Here is an 18599-nt window from a genome sequence, read left to right as displayed (position 1 = left end):
TTTGGGACAAAATGTCCCGAAGTACGAAAAGCCGGGGAGCGGCACAGCACCGCTCCCCAGCAGGTCACAGCTCCACCAGCGCGGAAAGCTGTTTCAGCAAATCAGACAGAGGGCCCCACAAGGCGGAGTAGTCCCGCTGGAGGGCCGATATTTCCTCGGGGTAGATGCCCCCGTAGGTGTTGGCATGGATAGCCACTTGATTGAGATTGTTTGAGCACCGCCGCTGGAGGGACACCAGCTCCCGGACGGGGGCAAGGTCAATCTGGAGCACATAGCCGCAGAGGGCCATCCTCCGCATATAGGCCCCCATGTTGCGGATGCCCGCCTGGGCCATGCGTTCCCGGATAAGCGCCTGCTCCTCCTCGGACACCATCACATGGAGATGGACGGGGCGGCGGCGCTTTTTTCCGGCCATGCCTACCTGCCGCCCCGGTCGGGCGCGTCCCGCTTGGGCGCGGAGGGGGCCTGCCGTTCCCCGGCCAGCCTTGCAGCCTCTTTCATCTGCTCGGCAATCGGGCGGGGCCTGCCCTCCCGCAGTAGGCCGGACACCTCCGGGGCGGGCCGGAGCTCATAGTCCGCCGCCTGCTTTTCCGTCAAGGGCTTTGTGTAGGTCAGATGCCCCCACGCAAGGAACGCACCGCCCTCCACGGGTACGCGCCTGTCATAGTTTACGATCTCGTCCGGCGCGTTGCCCGCAGGCTTGGGGAACGTGCCGATGTCAACGGGCCGCTGGGTGGAGTAATACTTGTAAAGGCCGGGGGCCTCAATCTGCGCCACCTTGACGGAGAACTGCTGCTGGTAGTTTTCCACCCGCTCCAGCAAGTCCCGCTCCAGCGCGGCCCGGTCACTGCCATAATGCCCCCACTCATACTGCCTTACGCCGTGTTTGTCATCGTAGCAGGCCCACGTCACAAAGGGGGACGGGGCCGTGGGATGCTCGCCCAGCGCAAAGCCCCGGCCATTCTCCAGCATGACGGCCGTTAAGATTGAATAGCCTTGGTTTTTGTCCATAGGAACCTCCTCTCAGATGTTAGCTTTTGGGCCGGGAAACGGGGGCCGGGCATAGGAACATACCGGGCCCCCATGAACCGCGCCCGGAAAGCCTTGATACAAGCGGGTTTTCAAGCGGCAAAAGCTAACAGTCCAGCCGCCTTTTCCGCATATAGTCGCGCTGGCGTTTCCGCCGCGCATTTTCGGCGCAGGCCGCCGAACAGAACGCCTTTTTCCCCTCCGGCGCAAAGAGCCGCCCGCAGACGGCACAGGGCCGCAGGTCGGGGGCCGGGCCGTCCGTCAGCGCGGCCTCCAGCGCCGGATTTAAGGGGAGCACCGCCTCCCGGAAGTATCTGCAATAGGCCCCCGTCCAGCACTTCCCCAGCATATAGCACTCACAGTCCAAAGGCAAGCATCCCATTTCCCGGTCATAGTTGGCGCACCATTTTGTGACAAGGGAGCGGATGGCCGCCTTTTCCTCACGGGTCAGCTCGCGCAAAAGCATCACCTCCCGCCCGGCCTGCTCAAAAGGGACTGAAAGCAGGAGCCGCAGGGGATGCCCCGCCAGTAGGGACAGCCACAGCACCGGGAGCCCTCGGGGGGCTTATCCGGGCGCGGGGGCTGGGGGCGGGGACGGCGTTTCATTTCCCGTTCCAAAGGGTTCGCTGTGAAATTCATTCGCCGCCCTCCGTTTCTTCCCCGTCCTCATCCCACGGGGGGAGGTCGTCATATTCACCGCCGCCATAGTCCTCGCCGTATTCCTCCGCCTCGTCAAAGTCCTCGCCGGGCGCGGCGGCCTGCTGTTTCGGGCGGTAAATCTTGAAGTACCACCCGGCCCCGCCGCCGAGGGCCAGCACCGCCAGCACTAACAAGAGCGTCCCCGCCCCGCCGGATTTTTCCGGCTCGGGCTCGGGTTCCTCCGGCTCGGTGGTAGGTTCGGGCTCCGGCTCCGGGAGCGGTTCGGGTACGGCCTCCGGGGAGGGCTCCGCAAGGGCCATCAGGTCGGCCACGGTGACGGCGTTTAAGAAATACACGTTCTCCGTCTCCCGCTGGCGGTCAATCACCAGATAGAACACGGACTCGTCCGCCGCCATGATGGTGAAAAATTCCTTGCCGTCCTGGTCGGTGGCGTTATCCACCATCGTCCCCTGGCCGTCCGGGGTGAACGGGTTGGGCTCCGGCTCCGGGGTGGCCGGGGGCTCGGTGGGCTCCACCGGGTCAAGCCCCTCCCACGATGTACCGCCCGTACCGTCCTCCCATTCCTCGCCGCCCCCGGCGTAGGCCGTGGTGGTGATGCCGCACATCAAAAAAGCGGCGCACAGAGCCGCCGCCACTACACGATATTTTTTCCTTTTCATTCCGCGTCCTCCTTTTCCGGCCCGGCGGACTTCGGGACATTTTGTCCCAAAGCGTCCCCGGCCTTGATGCGCTGGAGCACCAGAGGGAGCTCCTCAAGGGAAATGCTCATGCCCCGCACGATGTCCACGATCTCCTCGTTCTCGGCCTCCTTGTGTTTCTGTTCCAGCTCTTTCAGCCGGGCCTGCTGGTCGCTGATTTTGGCCTTGACCTTTTCCATCTCGGCCATGATTTTTGCGCTTTTGCTGATTGCCATTGAAAACCTCCTTTTCATGGTAAACGCCCGTAGGCGTAGAAGTGCGCCTGCCAGTAGCTGCTGTTTAGGTTGGCGTAGCTGATAGGGTCGCCACAGTGTATCATCATCCCGTCCCCCACATAGATGCCACAGTGGGAGACGCCCGGCGTGTCATAGGTTCCCTTGAAGAAAACAAGGTCGCCGGGCCGGGGCGAGCCTGTCCGGGTGCAGATGTTGTAAAGCCCCTGGGCCCCCAGCCGCCCCACGTTCCAGCCGGAATGGTTGACTACCCAGCTCACAAAGCCGGAGCAGTCAAAGGACGTGGCCGGGGAGCTCCCGCCCCATACATAGGGATAGCCGAGGTATTTCTCCGCCTCGGAGAGCATCGCCGCGAATGTTTCATCGGACAGATACGCCTCCGGCACGTCATAGTCCGTGGGCGGGTTGGTGTACCTGCCCACATAGGACGAGCCGGGAAAGAGGTCGGGGCGGTTCCCCAGCGTAGCCATGTAGAGGGAGTACCGGGAAACCTTGTCCTCCCCCATGATGTAGACGGGGAGATGGGATAGGTTAAAGTTATCCAGCGTCACATAGCAGATGTAGTAATCGTAGGGCACCTGCACCGTGTATTCATAGTCCTCGGTGGAGCTCTCCCCGGTCACGGGGTCGGTGACGGTTCGCGTCCCCGTCCTTGTTTCCGTCCGGTAGCGCACCTCATGCACCACGTTCTCGGTCAGCGTGTACTGGCGGTCAAAGAGCATCTGCAACGTAGGCTGGGCCTGTGCCAGCGTCCACTCCCCCTCATGCCATGCGCTCAGAATGGAAACCAGCACATAGGGGTCGTGTTCGATGGCGTCCAAATCGTAATGGTACTCGTCATAATCGTGGGTGCTTTCGTAGGTATCCAGATAATGCTGGAGCTCCGCCTCCAGCGAACAGTAGGCGGACTCGGCCCCCCGCATATCCCCGTCCTCGGCGGGGTAGGTGGTGGCCCCCACCGCGCCTGCGGCGGCGTTCCCCAGAGAGACGAGGGAGGACGCGCAGGACTGGAGGGAGAGGACGAGCACCGCGCAGGCCAGCGCGATAAGCACCCCCACGGGATGCCGTTTCACAAAGCCCACGGCCCGCTCCGCCAGCTTTTCCGTGGCGGCGGCGGTCTTTTCGGCAGCCTTTGCCCCTTGTCTGGCGGTCTGTTTCGCCGCCTGCCGCGCTTGTTTGGCGTACTGCTTTTTCAGCTTTTGCTTGTGCCAGTAGCGGGTGACAACATTCCTTGCAAGCTCCGGGTTCTCCTGGGCGGCCACCCGGAACTGGTAGTCCGCCCGGGCCTTGATGTACTGCGCCTCCGCCTTATGGACGGCCCGGGCCGGGTGCTCCCGGATGCGCTTTCTTGCGTACCGCGTCCCCTGCCGGAGGACGGCCTCGCCCACCAGCTCGGAGCGGTGGGCCCCCTCGGTTCCCACGTTTTCATGCTCCACCTCGTAAATCTTGCCATGCACAAAGCCGTGGGCGCTCCACCCGGCGGCCCCCAGCGCCCGGCGCACCGGGCCCCTGGGCTTGGGCGGCTTTTTGCCCTCCAGCTTTTTCCGGGCCCGGTTCAGCTTGTCCTCCCGCGTCTCCATGCGGAGCTTGGATTTGCTGATTTTTTCCTGTTCGCTTTCCATGCGGAACTTGGATTTTTTGTTTTTCAAGCCTTTCGGGGGCTTTGGGACATTTTGTCCCGAAGTGCCCTTGTCCCCGGCGGGCCCGGCGCTATTCGTTCCTCTGGTCATTGGCTATGTCCTCCGGGCGGGTGGTGAGCAGGTTGTAAATCTCACCCTTGGGGAAACGGTCAACAAAGGGTATCGTCACATTCCCATAGAACAGCAGGCCCTCGCCGGAATTGCTGTGGGTGATATAGGAAAGCTGATGCTCGGAAATGCCGAGCTGTTTTGCGATGATGGCCCGGTCGCTTTGGGCCTGGGAGAGCAAAACGAGGAAGTCGGTGTTATCCAGTATGTTCTCAATCTCCCGGCTGGCCAAAAGGTCTTTCACGTTCTGCGTGAGGGCCGAGGGCACACAGCCCTTTTTGCGGAGCATCTTCCACACCGCCACAAAGTAGCTGGCGGTCAGTGGGTCGCGCAACAGGATGTGGAACTCGTCAAAGTAGCACCATGTCGCCGCGCCGTTCTGGTAGTTGGTATTCACCGCCGAAGTGACAAACTCGTTGGTGACGTGCATCGCAATCTTGCGGAGGTTCTCCCCCAGCCCTTTTAAGACGATGCACACCACCCGGGAGCTCAAGTCCACGTTGGTCGGGCGGTTGAAAAGATTGAGGGAGCCCGTACAGTAGAGCTCAAGGGCGGTCGCCACGCGCTTTGCCTCCGGCTCCGGCTGTTTCAAGAGCTCCTCGTACAAATCCTGGAGCAAAGGCATTTTTGCGCCCTCCAGCCCCAGCGCAAGCTCCCGGTACACCAGCCGCACACAGCGGTCGATGACGGTTTTCTCTATGGGTTGCAGTCCGTCCTTGCCGCCCACCACCAGCTCACACAGCGAAAGAAGAAAATCCGCTTTCATGGAAAGGGGGCTGTCCTCGTCATTCATGCCCATTTCAATATCCATCGGGTTGATGTGGTGGGGGCTGTCCGGGGCAATCTCTATCACCTGCCCGCCCAGCCGCCGCACCAGCGGGGAATATTCCCCCATCGGGTCAACGATAACGATGCGGTCTTGGGTGGCAAGAAAGACGTTTATCAATTCCCGCTTGGCGGCAAAGCTCTTGCCGGAGCCCGTAGAGCCGAGGTACATCCCATTCGCGGATTTCAGCTTTTTCCGGTCAGCCATGATGACATTGTGGGAAAGGGCGTTCATGCCGTAGTAGAGGGCCTGCCCGCCCATGCGGAGCTCCCGGGTCATAAAGGGAATGAAAATCGCGGTGGAGCTTGTGGTCATGCCCCGCTGTATCTGCACGTCATTGTAGCCGAGGGCCAGCGAGGACATAAAGCCCTGTTCCTGCTGCCAGTCCAGCCGCTTTAAGGCGCAGTTGTATTTCTGCGCGATGCCGGAGACGGTGAACACGTCATTCTCCAGCCGCTGGCGGGTGGGGGCGAGGTTGATGACGGTGAACGTCAAAAGGAACATCCGCTCATTCCGGGACTGCAAATCCCCCAACAGCTCCGCCGCGTCCTTGGAAAAGGTGATAAGGTCGGGGGGAAGTATATCCATGTCATACCCGGCGCGGACGGCCTTTTTCTGCTCCTCCACTTTCATCTTGTCGATGTCCGAGATTTTTCCCTTGATGGTCTTTATCGCCTTTAACTGGTCAACGGTCTGGATGTGCATGGTGACGGTGAGCTCCGCGTCCAGCTCCAGAATTTCCCGCAAAAGGCGGTCGGAGAGCTCGGACGCCAAAATCTGGAGATAGGACGCCGCGCCCCAAAAGCCGCCCACACGGAAGAACCGGGAGCCCCTAAAGTCAAAGCCGCCGCTGGGGGTGATGAAGTCCTTTGTCCCCATACCCGTCTTGGAAATATCCGCCCAGCTAAAGCGGAACGGCTCCCGCCGCCCGGGGTGCATCTGGCCGTGTAAGAGGGCCAGCCGCTCCCGCCCGTCCAGAGAGGACGAGGGAACGCCCAGCCGGTGGAGGTTCCCCATCACGTCCGCCTCCACCCGGTCAAGCCGGGGCCGGGCCTCGGCAATCCCCCCGGCGGGCACGCCAAAGGTGATATATTTGGAGCGTTCAATGCCGTTGTTGGAGCGGGCAATCTGCCGTTTGAGCATCCCCACGAACTCGCCCCGGATGCTGTCAAAATCGTCCGCCTGGGCGGGGATGTTCACCTCATAGCGGCTGGTGGAGTGGGAGCGGCGGTTGATAAAGGAGAGCTGGACGGGGAGGGCGCTGTCGAAGTAGTTGAGGAACGCGCTCCAGCCGCTGAAAATCGCGGACTGATCCTCGGTGGATGCTACGGAATAGTTGATGTCCTCATATTCCACGGTCTTTGTGTAGAGCCCGCCGGGGAGCTGGCACACGCCGTCCGGGTGCATCGCCACATAGGGGATGGACTGCTGGGCGGAGAGGGCCGCCCTATTGCCGCGCCTGTTTTTTCGGTTTTCCATTCACTGCCTCCTTTCCCGCCCCGTCCTGCCCGGTAAAGGGCGCGTAGATGTTCCCGGTCTTGTAGGGCCTCACGCCGGGCCGCAGGTACTTGGCCCGGATGATGTTCTTCACCACCTTTTCCAGCGGCAGGCCGTCTTTCTCGTACATCGCCAGCAGAAACGCCGGGAGCATGATGCCCAGCATCAGGAACAGCGCCGCCGTGTTCCCCAGCCCGTTCCGGGCCAGCAGGTAGGAGGGGACTCCCACAAGGGCCGCGCCGCCGAAACACACAAGCTGGCGTTTCGTGAGGTTGAAAGCGATTTTTGTCTTGATTTTCGATAGGTCGTTAGGTACATTCACATAGGGCATTTTTAGCCTCCTTTCCTTTGGGACAAAATGTCCCGAAGTCCCGCCGTAGGTTCCACCTCGTTCCCCCACACGTCCCAGCCGGGGGCCGTCTGGCGGGCGAACAGCTCCACGCGGGGCACGTCCCCCATAAGGGCCACGATTTTCTCCCGGGCCTCGTCCGGCTTTTTGCTGTGGCCCTCGATAGGGGAGATGATGAACTGGTGGACGTTGGGGGCCTTGCGCCGGGGATGCCCCCGGGTCGCCAGCAGGCACACCTCCGCGTTGGCCCGCGTCCAAAAGCCCAGCCCGTAGAACCAGCTATCCGCCTTTTTGTTCTTTTTCAGCCAGACAAAGCCCACGGACTTATACTGAAAGCCCCACGCCTTGATAAGCCGCAGGGCCTCCGGGAGCTGGGGGAACGTGGCCCACAGAAAAAGAACGCTGTCCGGGGCCGCCAAATCCGCCACGGGCAACGAGCATAATTCCTCAATCCCCATTGTGGGGTAGTGCCGCTCCGCCGCGCCCTGTAAGCCCTTTTGGGCGTACCGCCACGGCGGGTCGGCGTATATCACGCTGTATTTACCGATAGTCACACCCCCTTTCCGCCAGCGGCCACCGCCGCCCGCGCCTGCATGATGCGCTCCGTGGCCGGGCCGTAAAAGGCCGGGGCCGTCTCGAAACAGATAAATTCCCGGCCCGTATTGACGGCGGCCACCGCAGTCGTGCCGGAGCCCGCGCAGATGTCCGCCACCACCTCGCCGGGGGCGGTGTAGGTCTTGATAAGGTACTCGCACAGCTCCACGGGTTTTTGGGTGGGGTGGACGGTATGGGCCACGGTCTGGAATGAAAGCAGGTTCCCCGGGAACCGCCGCCCGTCCTCCGAGCCGCTGCCGGAGCGGACGAACTTCCCATAGTTGGGGCTCTGGTCGCGGTGGGATGCGATTTTCTTATAGGGCTTGCCCTGTTCAAACTGCGGGTTGTAGAGGGGGAGCTTTTGATAGAACACCAAGATGTTCTCCGTCTTTTTCAGCGGGGCGCGGCGGGCGTTCAGAAATCCCGTACACCGGCTCTTGTACCACACCCATTCATAGCGGAGCATGGGGAGGTTGGACGCGCCCAGCACCTTGTCATAGGGGCACTGTGCGAAGAACAGCACCGCCCCGGAGGGCTTGACGGCCCAGCGCACCGCCTCCCACAGCTCCGGGAGCGGCAAGGGCACGTCCCAATAGTTGCGGGTCGTGCCATAGGGCGGGTCGGTCAGGAGCATATCGACCGAGTGCTCCGGGAGGGAGCGCAGGCCCGCGATGCCGTCCATAAGGTAGAGCCCGGAGGGTTCCGGTCTGAGGTTTGGGACATTCTGTCCCAAAGCCGGGCTATCTGCCATCCCGCCCCTCCTTTCCCTTTGCCGGGGCGGAGCGGGCGGCATTTTTCTGCGCGGCCTCCTTTCCCGCCTTATCCATTTGCTCCCGGATAGGCGCGGGGCGCACCGCCTCGGCCCGGGCCAGCAGTTTCTCCACCGCCATGTTGTAAGCCTGCACCCCCGCCGCGTTCAGCCGCTCCTGGGTGGCCCGGTCGTTGATACGCACCGTGGCCCGGTAGCCCGACCTGCTGGTGGGGTCGGGTTTTGAGGGAGCGCCCAAAAAGACGCCGTTCTGCCCGTTCACCACCTTGAAGTCGTCCACCACCACGCCGCCGAAGTTGACGCTGGCAAAGCCTATCAGCTTATTCTGCGGCTCAATAGGCCGCACCGTCACCTCAATGGGGATAGTGGCCTCCTGCAAAGCAGCATCCACCCGCATCTTCACCGCCTCGTCAATGGTAACGCCCTTAACTTCCGCAAGCTCCGCAATCGGAGCCTCCAACAGCCAGCGGCGCTCCTCGGCGGCAATCTGCTCCGGGGTCAATAATACATCTTCATTCAAATCCTGTTCCTCCTTTCCGGGGCGGGGGATGACCGCCCCGCCCGTATAGTCGTAGCCTGCCGCGTGTATCGCGGACAGGGTTTCAGCAGATACGCTCCCGCCCAAAAGCAAGTCCGTATCCGCCATGAACGCCAGCATATCCCGCTGGCTAAATTCCTCCGGGAGCTTGCCGCCCCATGCCCGGCGCATCTCACCCTCCGGGCCTAACTTGTACCGCCTCGGCACAGCGCACCTCCTCTCCGGGCCTTTGGGACAGATTGTCCCGAAGTGCCGCTAAATCAGTGGGCCCCGAAGATGCTGCGGGCGATTGTCCCGGTCTTGAACAGCATGAAACAAAGGAGCACCGTATAGCCCACGGTTCCCCATATCGCGCCGATTGGGTCGCCCCCGGCGGCGATGCCCTGCACCAGCACCGCATAGATGCCGACACAGACTAAAATCAGCATCCCTTGAAAGCCCACGGCGAAAAGGGATTTTAGGTAGTTCTGGCCCATGCCGCCCACCTCCCGGTTGGAGAGGGTCGCCACGGGGATGGGCGCAAGGCTGGTCAGCAGGTATATCTCAATCATCCTGCCGTACACCAGCACGAAGATGATGATGCCCAGCGCCTGCATGGTGAGCCCGATGACCGAGGACTGGAGCCACAGCCCCAAAAGGGGGCCCAAGTCCATCCCCTCCAGCGTGGTCTGGAGGTTATTCAGCATATCCGGCGAAACCGCCGTGGAGCCCCGGATAAGCCCGGCAGAGCGGGAAATCACGTTCTGCGACACATCAAAGACGGCCATCACGATATTGAACGTGTTGGAAAGTATCAGCACAGCGCACGCGGTCTTGAACATCCATTTGTAGAGGTTCGCCACGTCAACCTCGTGCATATTGTTCTTTTCAAGGAGCATCTGGATAAGCTCATAGGTAGCCACAAAGGTCAGCACCAGCCCGGCGATGGGTAAAATCACCGTCTCGGAAAGCTGGCGGATAAGGGAGAACACCCCGGCGTTCCATGCCGCCGGGGTGGTTCCCACCTGCGCCGCAATCTCTCCGACCTGGGCATTGACGGTATCAAAGAGCCCCTCAAGGTTCCCCATGATGCCGCCAATCAGCAGCTCTTTCAGCCAGTCCGTGAGCCAGTCGGTGAGAAAGTCCATAAGCCGCCGCCCTTAAAACAGGCCCGACAGCAAGGGGATAAGGGTCGTGCCGATGACGATGATGCCGCCGCCCGCCATAAGCTGTTTCATGCCCTGGCTCTTGGAACCGGGGTTGTCCGAGCCGTAGCCCTCCAGCAGGTTGACAACGCCCCAAACGCCGAGGCCCGCGCCCAGCGCGATAACGAGGGTCTGCAAAGTGGTGATAGCGGATGCGAAAAATGCCATATAGTCCTCCATTTCTCCGGGGATTATCCCCGGGCACAAAAAAGCCGCCATATTCAGCGGCAGGTGACGCTTTGGGACGTTTTGTCCCAAAGTTTATACAAAAGCGTCCGGGTCGTCCAAATCGTCATAGTTGAGGATGTCCTCGTCCTCGTCTATGGGCGTTTCGTCCGGCACAGCCGCCTCGTACACGGTGTACTGCTCATTGGGGTTGAGCGTTTTCATGCGGCGGTCGATAAGCCGCTCCAGCGAAAAGGCGTTCTTCTTTTTATCCGCCTCCGCCGTGTATCGGTAGTTTGGATGCAGTTTCAAGTCGTACTTTTTGGAATAGAACGGCGGCAGGCCCCGCAGTTGCAGGATGCACCTGTCGCCGGGCATGGTGGCAAGCTCGGCGGGGGTCATAAGCTCCCGGCCCAGCCGCTGGGTGTTCTGGTTGTAGCTTTCAGACTGCCCACGGGAGCGGCCCTCGGTCTGCATGGAGATGGTCGCTTTCCCCAGCCAGTTCTCGGAAATTTCCTTGATGGTGCTGGCCTCCCGGCCCCCGAGGAATACCACGCTGTCCATGTTGCCGAGTATCGTCTCGGCGTTCTTGTCGTAGATGGCCTTACATTGGGCTAACTGCTGGTAGAACAGCGTCAGGCTCACCTCCCGGGAGCGGATGACCGCCACCAGCTTTTCGAGGTTCGGCACCTGCCCGGTGTTGGCGGCCTCGTCCCACAGCACCCGCACATGATGGGGCAGGCGGCCCCCGTGTACGTTGTCCGCCCTTTCACAAAGCAGGTTGAACATCTGCGAAAAGGCAAGGGCCACGATGAAGTTATAGGTCGTGTCGGTATCGCTGATGATGAAGAACGCCGCCGTCCGTCTGTCCCCCATTTTGTCAAGCTCCATCTCGTCATAGCTCATAATCTCCCGGAGCTGGGGGATGTCAAAGGGGGCCAGCCTTGCGCCGCATGAAATAAGTATGGAGCGGGCGGTCTTGCCGCTGGCCAGCTTGTACTTTTTGTACTGCTTGACCGCGAAACAATCCGGCTTGCGCTTTTCCAGCCCGGCGAACATATAGTCCACCGCGTTCATAAAATCGTCATCGTCCTCCTTGACCTCCATGCCGGAAATCATGTCAACGAGGGTGTTCATGTTCTTGTCCTCGTCCGGGCCCTCGAAAATGATATAGGCGATAAGAGCGCAGTATAGGAGCGTTTCTGATTTTGTCCAGAACGGATCTCCCTCCTTGCCCTCGCCTTTGGTGTTGGCAATCAAGGTGTTGACGAATTTCAGGATGTCGGCCTCGTTGCGGATATAGGCCAGCGGGTTATAGTGCATGGAGCGGGAAAAATCAATGCTGTTGAAAACCTTGATTTTATAGCCCTTTTTCTTTTGCAGGAAATACCCCGCCTGCTCCAGCACCCCGCCCTTGGGGTCTACCACCACATAGGAGGAATGGGCCTGCAAAAGCTGGGGCGTGAGCCAGAACCGGGTCTTGCCGGAGCCGGAGGAACCGACCACACAGCAATTCAAATTCCGGGCGTTGGCGGGGACGGCGGGCCGGGTGTTGGTGGTGAGAAATTCCGTCCCGGTCAGAATGATATTGTTCTCAAACTTAGGGTCGGTAAAAGGCTTGATGTCCTTTTCCGTCCCCCAGCGGGCGGAACCATACTCCTCGTCCCGGCGATACTTTTGGGCTTTTTTGCTTTTCTGGTAGATTATCAGCCGGATTGCAACGGCCCCCACGATGCCCGCCAGCCAGTCAAAGGGATTGAGCCCCGGCGCGAAGTCGGCAAAGGCCGGGCCGAGGGCCGCCACCATCCCCACCAGCTTGTGGGCCAAATCCGCCCCCGCCGCCAGACGGTAGGCCGTCCCCACCTTTAGGCAGGCCCAGCCGATGAACAGATAGGGCAGGTTCGGCAATAGGTACTTTTTCAGCTTATCTGTCCTCATGGGCGGCCTCCTTTATACGTTCTTTCTTGTGGGCGGGGTTATGCAGTATCTCGGCGGCGGCCCGTCTGAGCTGTTCCCGGATGGGTACGCGGTCAGTTTTGGCCTTGTTCAGCACCCGGCGGGAATACTCCCCGAAACAAGCGGTGATAGCGTCCGCCTGCCCGCTCTTGAAGAACAGCAGGTACTTGTCCGGCCCGGTCTTGTAAAAGGCATAATCTACATTCCACTTCCGGGCCACCCGGTCAAACTCTTTCGGGGCCCCGGTGAGCTCGATGCTGTTGGTGGCCGCGCCGTGGGCCATCAGCTTTTTCACGGACTGCCTGCCGTGGGGCGTCTGGTGGGCCCGGCGTTCCTTTTGTATCTTCCGGCCAGCCGCCCGGAGCACATAGGCCAGCCCCCGGGCCGTCAGCTTTCCCGTCCGTATGGACAGCGCGATGGTGCGCCGGGAAACATCCTCGTCAATCAATCAAAACCGCCTCCTTTCATGGTGGATAGGCCCTCCGGCCTTTGGGACAAAATGTCTCGAAGTCACCGCCCCTCCCGGCCCGGCTCCGGGCGGCCCCGGTCAGCCGCAGAGGGAAAGCGGTCAATCACTTCCTTATAGGCGGCCATCTGCTCCCGGATGGAAAGCTGAGGGAGGGCAAAAACCTTGTGCTCCTTGGGGATGTCCTCTATCCCGTGGTAGATTTCTTTGAGGTCATCAGTCCGCACGATATAGCCTCCGCTGGAAAAGTGGCCGTCCTCGTTGATGGAAACGTCCCGCCCGTATGCCTCATAGTCAACATAGTCTTTCAGCTCGGCGGGTATCGCCAAATCCTCCGCATAGCAGCGGCCCAAATCGTCCTCACTTTCAATATCCGGGTAAAATTCAAAGCAATCCAGATTTTCCGCAAGGTTGATAATGTCCGCCAAGCCGGAGGTATGTGTCCCCATGCTGAGGGCCGCGCCGAATTTCTCAAAATCGTCCGGGGCCATTTCCGAGAGCAGGCAGGCCAGATGGTTCAGCTCGTCCAGACTTTCATATTCCCCGAGACAGCCCGAAAGCTCCGGGAGGATGCCGCCGAAGTCATAGCTGGCGATGAAAATTTCCTCGTAGCGTATGCCGTCCACGCCAATCTCCTTTAGGAGCGCCTGCACTGCCTGGGGGCTGGCGGGGAACGAAAGCGGCTCCCCGGCCAGCACTCCCTCGTTGTATTTCCCGAGGTTGGCAACGTGCGCCTCGAACAGCGCGGCCACGTCAGCGGCGGCCCTGGCCCTTGACGGTCAGGATGCCCTCAAGGGTGGTGGCGGTGATGCCCAGCCGCTGGGCCACGGCGATGTCGTTCTTCATGGACTCGGTGACGGTATGCCCGCACACCACCAGCACCCGGGAGCGGCGGAGCAGGTCGCGGCCAATGTCGATGCTGCTCTTGTGCTCCTCGGGAACCGCGTCATTGAGGAAAAGGGGCAGGAACAGCGCCGGGCAGATAGGGGCAAAGCCCGCATCATAGACCGCCCGGCAGTACTGCGCGGCCAGCTCCGCATTTTCCGTGTCGCCGCCATACCAAGCGGCGGTGATGTAAGCAAGGGGTCGTTTCATAGTCGTTTACCTCCGATATTTTGATAGTTGTCGTTCAACCCTATCCCCCCGCCCTTTCCCATTCATGGGAAAGGGGGCGGCTCTGGAGGATATATCCCCCGCCGCGCCGGGAGGGGTGGCACAGCCGGGGCGGGCCGTCAAGGGCAAGCCGCCGCAAGCGGCGGGCGTTCCGCCCCTTGACTGCCCGCTCCCGGCTGTGCTCAGTAGTAGGCGGCGACGGGGGATATACCACCAGAGCCCCTCTCTAAAAGAACGCCATGCAAGGCGCGGGGGAGGGGCGCGGGAAAAAGAAAGAGCCTTGGGACAAAATGTCTCAAGGCTTACTTTTCCCGGCTGGTCTTTTTCTCCGGCGCGGTGCGCTCCGGGGGCTGTTTCTCTTTCCACGCATCCAGCAGGGACATAATCTGGTCTTTCATCTCCCGGGGCGTGGCGTCCTTGCCGAAATACTTGTTCAGTTCAGCGGCGGAAATAATCACCTTGTCTACCTCCTTTTTCTCACGGCTCAAAATGCCGTCAATCACATCGCCGTTCAGTTTCCCGTCCTTGTCCAGCTTGCGGAGCTCCTGGGCCTGGGAGAGCGAGGGGGACGCCTGCTCGCCCTCAATGGAAACGGCGATGAACCTCTGGTTCTTGGGCTTGATGAACGAGATTTCCACGGCGGGGGTGAAAGACAGCTTTTTCTCGTTCACCATAGACTGGAGCTCCGGCACGAGCTCGGTCAGCCGGATATACCGCTGCACCTGCTTGTAGTTCATGCCGTTGCGTTCCCCCACGATTTCCGTGGAGCGTTTTCCCACGTCCCCGGCGGCCACGCCCTCCAGCTTTGCCCCCTGGTGGCTGATGGCCTCCACCTGCATCTTCAGCGACTGCGCCTTTTCCATCGGCAAAATCTTTTCCCGGTGGCGCAGGTTGTCGTCCGTCATAGCGAGGATGGCCTCGTCATCCGTCATGTTGCGGACGATACAGGGCATATTTGCGAACCCGGCCAGCTCACTGGCCCGCTGGCGGCGGTGGCCCGCGATGATTTCATAGCCGCCGCCCTCGCGGGGGCGCACCAGCGCGGGCTGGTGTACGCCGTTGTCCTTGACGGACTCCACAAGCCCTTTCATTTCCGCATCGTCCCGCACCCCAAAGGGATGGTCTTTGAACGGGAACAGCTCCGAAAGGTTGAGATATACAATCTCTTCCTTTTCGGCGCGGGTCGCGTCACGGGGCTGGGGCGGCACTTCCGGCGCAGGCGGGGGAGCGGCGGGGGCCTCTTCCGTGCCCTTTACCGTTGCGGCCTTTCCGCCCTTGCCTTGGAACATTTTGTCTCGAGGTGGGGACGGGGGCTTGTCCGTGGCCGCCTTGTCAGCCTTGGCCGGGCGGCCACGGCGGGCCCCCGTCCCTCCCGGTTCGCCGGGCCCCGCCTTTTCTTCCTTGGGCTTGCGGCCCCGCTTGACTTTGGGCTTTTCCGGCTCGGGCGCTTTTTCCCCGGCGGTCTTGCCCTCTTTGGCGGGCCCCTTTTTCTCAGCGGCCTTTTCCTCCGGGGCCGGGGTGGGCGGCTGTTCCGGTTCGGGCGGCTCGTTCTTTTCCACCTCCGCACGTTCCGCCGCCCGGCGCTCCGCCATCAGCTTTTCGATCTGGTCAGCGGAGACATTCACCTCGCCGGGGGCCCCGGCGGGGGCATCCTGGGCGGGCGCGTCCCCGGCGGCCTGCTCGGGAGTGTTCTCCGGGGCCGGGGGCTCCGGCGCGGGAGCGTCCTGGGCAGGAGCACCCTCGGGGCCAGCATCGAACAAGCTGGGCTGGGGATTTTCTTCCTGGCCTGTGTTCAGTTTTTCGTCTGCCATTCGTTACCTCCTTTTTTAATTTCGTGAATGTTGCACAAATCTTGCGCTAAAAGTTTGTTACTATTTTTTCGCCTCCCTCCCGGCTATCCACGCAAAAAAGCCGCCCGTTTTTTCATGCCGGACGGCTTTTTGCGTAATGTGATAGCTCTGATTAAATTTTTTTGTGGGTGTAGGCTCCGAAAAGCCTTGATATTACAGTGTTCCTAATAGGAGACATTCATATGCTTGCTATGAAAGTTTTTCCTTATTCCCTACTACAACGGAAAGCCCCGTTTTGCCAAACTTACGCAAAAGAAAAACGCTGCAATCTCAAAAAGATTACAACGCTTCCTAAGCCTATTCAGTTTTCGTTTTCGACTTCTGCAATTTCTTTCGCTGTTGCGGTAACAATCCGTATGCCCTTATCGCTCATGCTGTCAAGCAGCGTGTCGAGCTGCCGCCTTTGCGTCGATTTTTCCGCTGTCTTATCCGGGAAAAAGAATTGGTCTACGGATATGTCATAACGGGTTACAAGCTCATAAAAGATTTGCAGGCTTGGCTGTTGCCCTTTGTTTTCAATATTCGCAAGGTAGCGAGGGGAAATGTTCATTTCGTCGCTTACTTTCTTGCGGCTTTCATTTCTGCCTGTCCGCGCTGCTTTTATGGCTTGCCCGAAAGCTGCAAAGTCATACAAAGGTACTGGTCTTTTTGCCATAATAATTCACCCAACTACATTTTACTGTTCCTTTCTTTGCTTGGATATGCTTACACAGTACCTACTATTAGCCAAATTAATTCATATTATTGCCGGATAAAAACATATTGACAAATTTCAATTTGTGTATATAATAGTTTATAGAAGCACGTCAACAGGAGGTGAGATTATGGAACTTGATGAAAAAAAAATACCAACGATTTTCAAAGCATTTTGTGATGAAAACCGTGTTAAAATTTTGAAACTATTGCTTACAGGAGAGAAGTGTGCTTGTGTACTATTAGATGATATGCACATTACGCAACCAACGCTTTCCCACCACATGAAAATACTTTGTGATTCTGGTATAGTGATAGGACGCAAAGAGGGGAAATGGATGCACTACTCTATTTCAGAGAATGGCGTGCAGTATGCAATAGATTGTCTACAAGCGCTTATGATTACAAGTGCAGCATTTGAAAATAAGTCGTGTTGTGATAGGTAAGTTTACTTACTTTTCCGCACGACTTATCAAAACATCAACATATAGACAAATTTCAATATTTCTATTTCAAGGAGGCTATTTATGGATATGCTAAAAACAGGTTGGAACTTCTTTCAAAATGAAGTTTTAGGTATGGCATGGCTTAATCGTCTAATAGGTAATTTAATTAACGCTTGCGGATTAGACGCAACGAGCAAAATCGGTGGTAGTATTCAATTTTTTGTTTACGACACAATCAAAATCATGGTGTTGTTAGGGGTTCTGATTTTAATTATTTCATATATTCAAAGCTATTTCCCGCCGGAACGGACAAAGAAAATTCTTGGAAGGTTTCATGGTATCGGCGCAAATATAATTTCTGCGCTCCTTGGTACGGTAACGCCTTTTTGTTCTTGTTCTTCCATTCCTCTGTTTATCGGTTTTACAAGTGCAGGTCTGCCGCTTGGAGTTACTTTTTCTTTCCTGATTTCTTCTCCAATGGTTGACCTCGGTTCGCTTGTTCTGCTAATGAGTATATTTGGGTGGAAGATAGCCGTTGCTTATGTCGTGCTTGGGCTTGTGATAGCCGTTGCAGGTGGTACATTGATTGAAAAACTACATCTTGAAAGCTACGTTGAGGATTTTATAAGGGGTGGAAACAGTCTTGATGTTCCGCAGGAAGAACTACACTTCAAAGACCGTATCAAATACGCATGGGAGCAGGTTTTAGCAACAGCAAAAAAGGTTGCCCCCTATGTACTGATTGGCGTAGGTATCGGTGCATTTATCCATGATTGGATACCCGAAGATTTTATTGTCAAAGTGCTTGGTACGGGTAATCCCTTTGGCGTAATCCTTGCGACGATTGCGGGCGTTCCCATGTATGCGGATATTTTCGGCACAATTCCGATTGCAGAAGCCCTACTTGCAAAGGGCGCACAGCTTGGCGTTGTCCTGTCCTTTATGATGGGCGTTACCACGCTTTCGCTCCCGTCCGTAATCATGTTGCGAAAGGCAGTTAAGCCGAAGTTGCTCGGTATCTTCATTGCAATTTGTACCATAGGAATTATTCTTATAGGCTATTTTTTCAATGCAATTTCTTACTTGTTAATATAAGCGAATATAAAATTTTTTGGAGGTAATTATTATGACATTATTTGGTTTTGGAAAGAAGAAAGAAAAAGAAATAAACGCTCCTGTTTGTACTTGCAATGGTAACTGTTCCGTGTCTGAAACAGTTGAACCGGAAAATTTGAATAACTGTTGTCAAGACATACAAGGCAGAATTTGCTGTATCAAGGTATTAGGTTCAGGGTGTTGTCATGCTCTTTATGAGAACACACAATCCGCCGTTAAAGCAATGGGGATTTCCGTAGAAGTAGAATATATTACGGACTTGAAAAAGGTTATGGAATATGGCGTTATGAGTGTACCTGCTCTTGTTGTCAACAACAAAGTAGTATCTACGGGGAAAGTGCTGAAAACAGAAAACGTGCAAAAACTGTTACAAAAAATCGTTTCCGAAAAATAAATTTAATATCAAATTTACGCCTTATTATCAATAATTCAAATAGCGATTTAATGCTATGTAAAACAACAAAACTGCCGAATGTAGGCAGATAAAACGGCGGTTTTGAAATATTTACTCAAAACCGCCGTTTTCTTTTTGTGTCACAGTAAAAATAAAGGGGCTGTAAAATAAGTCCCTGATTAAGAAGCGCCAACTCCGGCAAATGTCGGTTTTGGCGTTTCTTTGTATGAATTTTTCTATTTCTGAGCAAGTCTGCATCTTTTGGTATAAAAAAT

Annotated in this window: 22 protein-coding genes; 3 read left to right on the top strand and 19 right to left on the bottom strand. The window is 57.8% G+C overall.

Annotated features, from left to right (window positions below; genetic code table 11):
• Positions 1-64: 64 nt before the first annotated feature.
• The 19 genes from QJ036_RS06395 to QJ036_RS06305 form a co-directional block, all read right to left on the bottom strand.
• A complete protein-coding gene (locus QJ036_RS06395; RefSeq protein WP_083863831.1) occupies positions 65-415 on the bottom strand; it encodes a plasmid mobilization protein in 351 nt (116 codons plus the stop codon).
• A 2-nt stretch (positions 416-417) separates the two neighbouring features.
• The gene (locus QJ036_RS06390; RefSeq protein WP_283230611.1) at positions 418-1011 is read right to left on the bottom strand and encodes a defense against restriction DarA-related protein; all 594 of its coding nucleotides are present in this window, start codon (positions 1009-1011) and stop codon (positions 418-420) included.
• Between the two features lie 124 nt (positions 1012-1135).
• Entirely contained in the window at positions 1136-1495 is a 360-nt protein-coding gene (locus QJ036_RS06385) for a cysteine-rich VLP protein (RefSeq protein WP_283230610.1), read from the bottom strand.
• 169 nt (positions 1496-1664) lie between these two features.
• A complete protein-coding gene (locus QJ036_RS06380) occupies positions 1665-2348 on the bottom strand; it encodes a CD1107 family mobile element protein (protein ID WP_283230609.1) in 684 nt (227 codons plus the stop codon).
• Positions 2345-2602 carry a DUF4315 family protein gene (locus QJ036_RS06375; RefSeq protein ID WP_044919934.1) on the bottom strand — a complete coding sequence of 86 codons (258 nt, stop codon included), beginning with the start codon at positions 2600-2602 and terminating at the stop codon, positions 2345-2347. Before QJ036_RS06375 ends, QJ036_RS06380 begins: the two co-directional genes overlap by 4 nt.
• 14 nt (positions 2603-2616) lie before the next feature.
• A complete protein-coding gene (locus tag QJ036_RS06370; protein WP_283230608.1) occupies positions 2617-4350 on the bottom strand; it encodes a C40 family peptidase in 1734 nt (577 codons plus the stop codon).
• Positions 4331-6673, bottom strand: coding sequence for a VirB4-like conjugal transfer ATPase, CD1110 family (locus QJ036_RS06365; protein ID WP_283230607.1), 2343 nt, complete (start codon positions 6671-6673; stop codon positions 4331-4333). The genes QJ036_RS06370 and QJ036_RS06365 overlap by 20 nt, the downstream gene beginning before the upstream one ends.
• Positions 6642-7022, bottom strand: coding sequence for a PrgI family protein (locus tag QJ036_RS06360; RefSeq protein WP_283230606.1), 381 nt, complete (start codon positions 7020-7022; stop codon positions 6642-6644). Before QJ036_RS06360 ends, QJ036_RS06365 begins: the two co-directional genes overlap by 32 nt.
• Before the next feature lie 2 nt (positions 7023-7024).
• Entirely contained in the window at positions 7025-7588 is a 564-nt protein-coding gene (locus QJ036_RS06355) for an MT-A70 family methyltransferase (RefSeq protein ID WP_331487505.1), read from the bottom strand.
• A gap of 2 nt (positions 7589-7590) precedes the next feature.
• Positions 7591-8385: a DNA-methyltransferase gene (locus tag QJ036_RS06350; protein ID WP_283230604.1), complete on the bottom strand. Its 795-nt coding sequence runs from the start codon at positions 8383-8385 to the stop codon at positions 7591-7593.
• The gene (locus QJ036_RS06345) at positions 8375-9112 is read right to left on the bottom strand and encodes a septation protein SpoVG family protein (protein ID WP_283230603.1); all 738 of its coding nucleotides are present in this window, start codon (positions 9110-9112) and stop codon (positions 8375-8377) included. Before QJ036_RS06345 ends, QJ036_RS06350 begins: the two co-directional genes overlap by 11 nt.
• A gap of 89 nt (positions 9113-9201) precedes the next feature.
• The gene (locus QJ036_RS06340) at positions 9202-10068 is read right to left on the bottom strand and encodes a VirB6/TrbL-like conjugal transfer protein, CD1112 family (RefSeq protein WP_283230602.1); all 867 of its coding nucleotides are present in this window, start codon (positions 10066-10068) and stop codon (positions 9202-9204) included.
• Between the two features lie 12 nt (positions 10069-10080).
• On the bottom strand, positions 10081-10293 hold the full coding sequence (locus QJ036_RS06335) for a Maff2 family mobile element protein (RefSeq protein ID WP_016316823.1): 213 nt from the start codon (positions 10291-10293) through the stop codon (positions 10081-10083).
• Positions 10294-10386: 93 nt separating this feature from the next.
• Entirely contained in the window at positions 10387-12228 is a 1842-nt protein-coding gene (locus tag QJ036_RS06330) for a VirD4-like conjugal transfer protein, CD1115 family (RefSeq protein WP_283230601.1), read from the bottom strand.
• Positions 12215-12691: a PcfB family protein gene (locus QJ036_RS06325; protein WP_334305448.1), complete on the bottom strand. Its 477-nt coding sequence runs from the start codon at positions 12689-12691 to the stop codon at positions 12215-12217. The genes QJ036_RS06330 and QJ036_RS06325 overlap by 14 nt, the downstream gene beginning before the upstream one ends.
• Before the next feature lie 65 nt (positions 12692-12756).
• Positions 12757-13464 carry an antirestriction protein ArdA gene (locus tag QJ036_RS06320; RefSeq protein ID WP_283230600.1) on the bottom strand — a complete coding sequence of 236 codons (708 nt, stop codon included), beginning with the start codon at positions 13462-13464 and terminating at the stop codon, positions 12757-12759.
• Between the two features lies 1 nt (position 13465).
• Positions 13466-13807 (bottom strand): DUF7768 domain-containing protein, encoded by a 342-nt coding sequence (locus QJ036_RS06315; RefSeq protein ID WP_016316827.1) that lies wholly within the window; start codon positions 13805-13807, stop codon positions 13466-13468.
• A 320-nt stretch (positions 13808-14127) separates the two neighbouring features.
• A complete protein-coding gene (locus QJ036_RS06310; protein ID WP_283230599.1) occupies positions 14128-15636 on the bottom strand; it encodes a ParB/RepB/Spo0J family partition protein in 1509 nt (502 codons plus the stop codon).
• A gap of 340 nt (positions 15637-15976) precedes the next feature.
• Complete coding sequence (locus QJ036_RS06305; protein ID WP_070470197.1) at positions 15977-16330, bottom strand: helix-turn-helix transcriptional regulator; 354 nt, start codon at positions 16328-16330, stop codon at positions 15977-15979.
• Between the two features lie 169 nt (positions 16331-16499).
• On the opposite strand from QJ036_RS06305, the gene QJ036_RS06300 reads away from it, so the two are divergent.
• From QJ036_RS06300 to QJ036_RS06290, 3 genes are all read left to right on the top strand, one after another.
• Positions 16500-16814 (top strand): ArsR/SmtB family transcription factor, encoded by a 315-nt coding sequence (locus QJ036_RS06300; RefSeq protein ID WP_070470194.1) that lies wholly within the window; start codon positions 16500-16502, stop codon positions 16812-16814.
• A gap of 81 nt (positions 16815-16895) precedes the next feature.
• Positions 16896-17909 (top strand): permease, encoded by a 1014-nt coding sequence (locus tag QJ036_RS06295; protein WP_070470191.1) that lies wholly within the window; start codon positions 16896-16898, stop codon positions 17907-17909.
• A 31-nt stretch (positions 17910-17940) separates the two neighbouring features.
• The gene (locus tag QJ036_RS06290) at positions 17941-18324 is read left to right on the top strand and encodes a thioredoxin family protein (RefSeq protein ID WP_070470188.1); all 384 of its coding nucleotides are present in this window, start codon (positions 17941-17943) and stop codon (positions 18322-18324) included.
• The last annotated feature ends 275 nt before the right edge of the window (positions 18325-18599 follow it).

Source organism: Fusibacillus kribbianus (assembly GCF_030053595.1).
GTDB lineage: Bacteria > Bacillota > Clostridia > Lachnospirales > Lachnospiraceae > Lientehia > Lientehia kribbiana.
The sequence above is the reverse complement of the archived record's forward strand: the minus strand, read 5'-3'. Positions and strand labels throughout refer to the sequence as shown.

Excerpts from the sequence above, each read along its gene's own strand:
- QJ036_RS06385 (WP_283230610.1), bottom strand. The coding sequence starts at position 1,495 with ATGCTTTTGCGCGAGCTGACCCGTGAGGAAAAGGCGGCCATCCGCTCC.
- QJ036_RS06360 (WP_283230606.1), bottom strand. The coding sequence starts at position 7,022 with ATGCCCTATGTGAATGTACCTAACGACCTATCGAAAATCAAGACAAAA.
- QJ036_RS06380 (WP_283230609.1), bottom strand. The coding sequence starts at position 2,348 with ATGAAAAGGAAAAAATATCGTGTAGTGGCGGCGGCTCTGTGCGCCGCT.
- QJ036_RS06300 (WP_070470194.1), top strand. The coding sequence starts at position 16,500 with ATGGAACTTGATGAAAAAAAAATACCAACGATTTTCAAAGCATTTTGT.
- QJ036_RS06365 (WP_283230607.1), bottom strand. The coding sequence starts at position 6,673 with ATGGAAAACCGAAAAAACAGGCGCGGCAATAGGGCGGCCCTCTCCGCC.
- QJ036_RS06375 (WP_044919934.1), bottom strand. The coding sequence starts at position 2,602 with ATGGCAATCAGCAAAAGCGCAAAAATCATGGCCGAGATGGAAAAGGTC.
- QJ036_RS06330 (WP_283230601.1), bottom strand. The coding sequence starts at position 12,228 with ATGAGGACAGATAAGCTGAAAAAGTACCTATTGCCGAACCTGCCCTAT.
- QJ036_RS06345 (WP_283230603.1), bottom strand. The coding sequence starts at position 9,112 with ATGCGCCGGGCATGGGGCGGCAAGCTCCCGGAGGAATTTAGCCAGCGG.
- QJ036_RS06305 (WP_070470197.1), bottom strand. The coding sequence starts at position 16,330 with ATGGCAAAAAGACCAGTACCTTTGTATGACTTTGCAGCTTTCGGGCAA.
- QJ036_RS06290 (WP_070470188.1), top strand. The coding sequence starts at position 17,941 with ATGACATTATTTGGTTTTGGAAAGAAGAAAGAAAAAGAAATAAACGCT.
- QJ036_RS06295 (WP_070470191.1), top strand. The coding sequence starts at position 16,896 with ATGGATATGCTAAAAACAGGTTGGAACTTCTTTCAAAATGAAGTTTTA.
- QJ036_RS06340 (WP_283230602.1), bottom strand. The coding sequence starts at position 10,068 with ATGGACTTTCTCACCGACTGGCTCACGGACTGGCTGAAAGAGCTGCTG.
- QJ036_RS06350 (WP_283230604.1), bottom strand. The coding sequence starts at position 8,385 with ATGGCAGATAGCCCGGCTTTGGGACAGAATGTCCCAAACCTCAGACCG.
- QJ036_RS06310 (WP_283230599.1), bottom strand. The coding sequence starts at position 15,636 with ATGGCAGACGAAAAACTGAACACAGGCCAGGAAGAAAATCCCCAGCCC.
- QJ036_RS06335 (WP_016316823.1), bottom strand. The coding sequence starts at position 10,293 with ATGGCATTTTTCGCATCCGCTATCACCACTTTGCAGACCCTCGTTATC.
- QJ036_RS06395 (WP_083863831.1), bottom strand. The coding sequence starts at position 415 with ATGGCCGGAAAAAAGCGCCGCCGCCCCGTCCATCTCCATGTGATGGTG.
- QJ036_RS06315 (WP_016316827.1), bottom strand. The coding sequence starts at position 13,807 with ATGAAACGACCCCTTGCTTACATCACCGCCGCTTGGTATGGCGGCGAC.
- QJ036_RS06390 (WP_283230611.1), bottom strand. The coding sequence starts at position 1,011 with ATGGACAAAAACCAAGGCTATTCAATCTTAACGGCCGTCATGCTGGAG.
- QJ036_RS06370 (WP_283230608.1), bottom strand. The coding sequence starts at position 4,350 with ATGACCAGAGGAACGAATAGCGCCGGGCCCGCCGGGGACAAGGGCACT.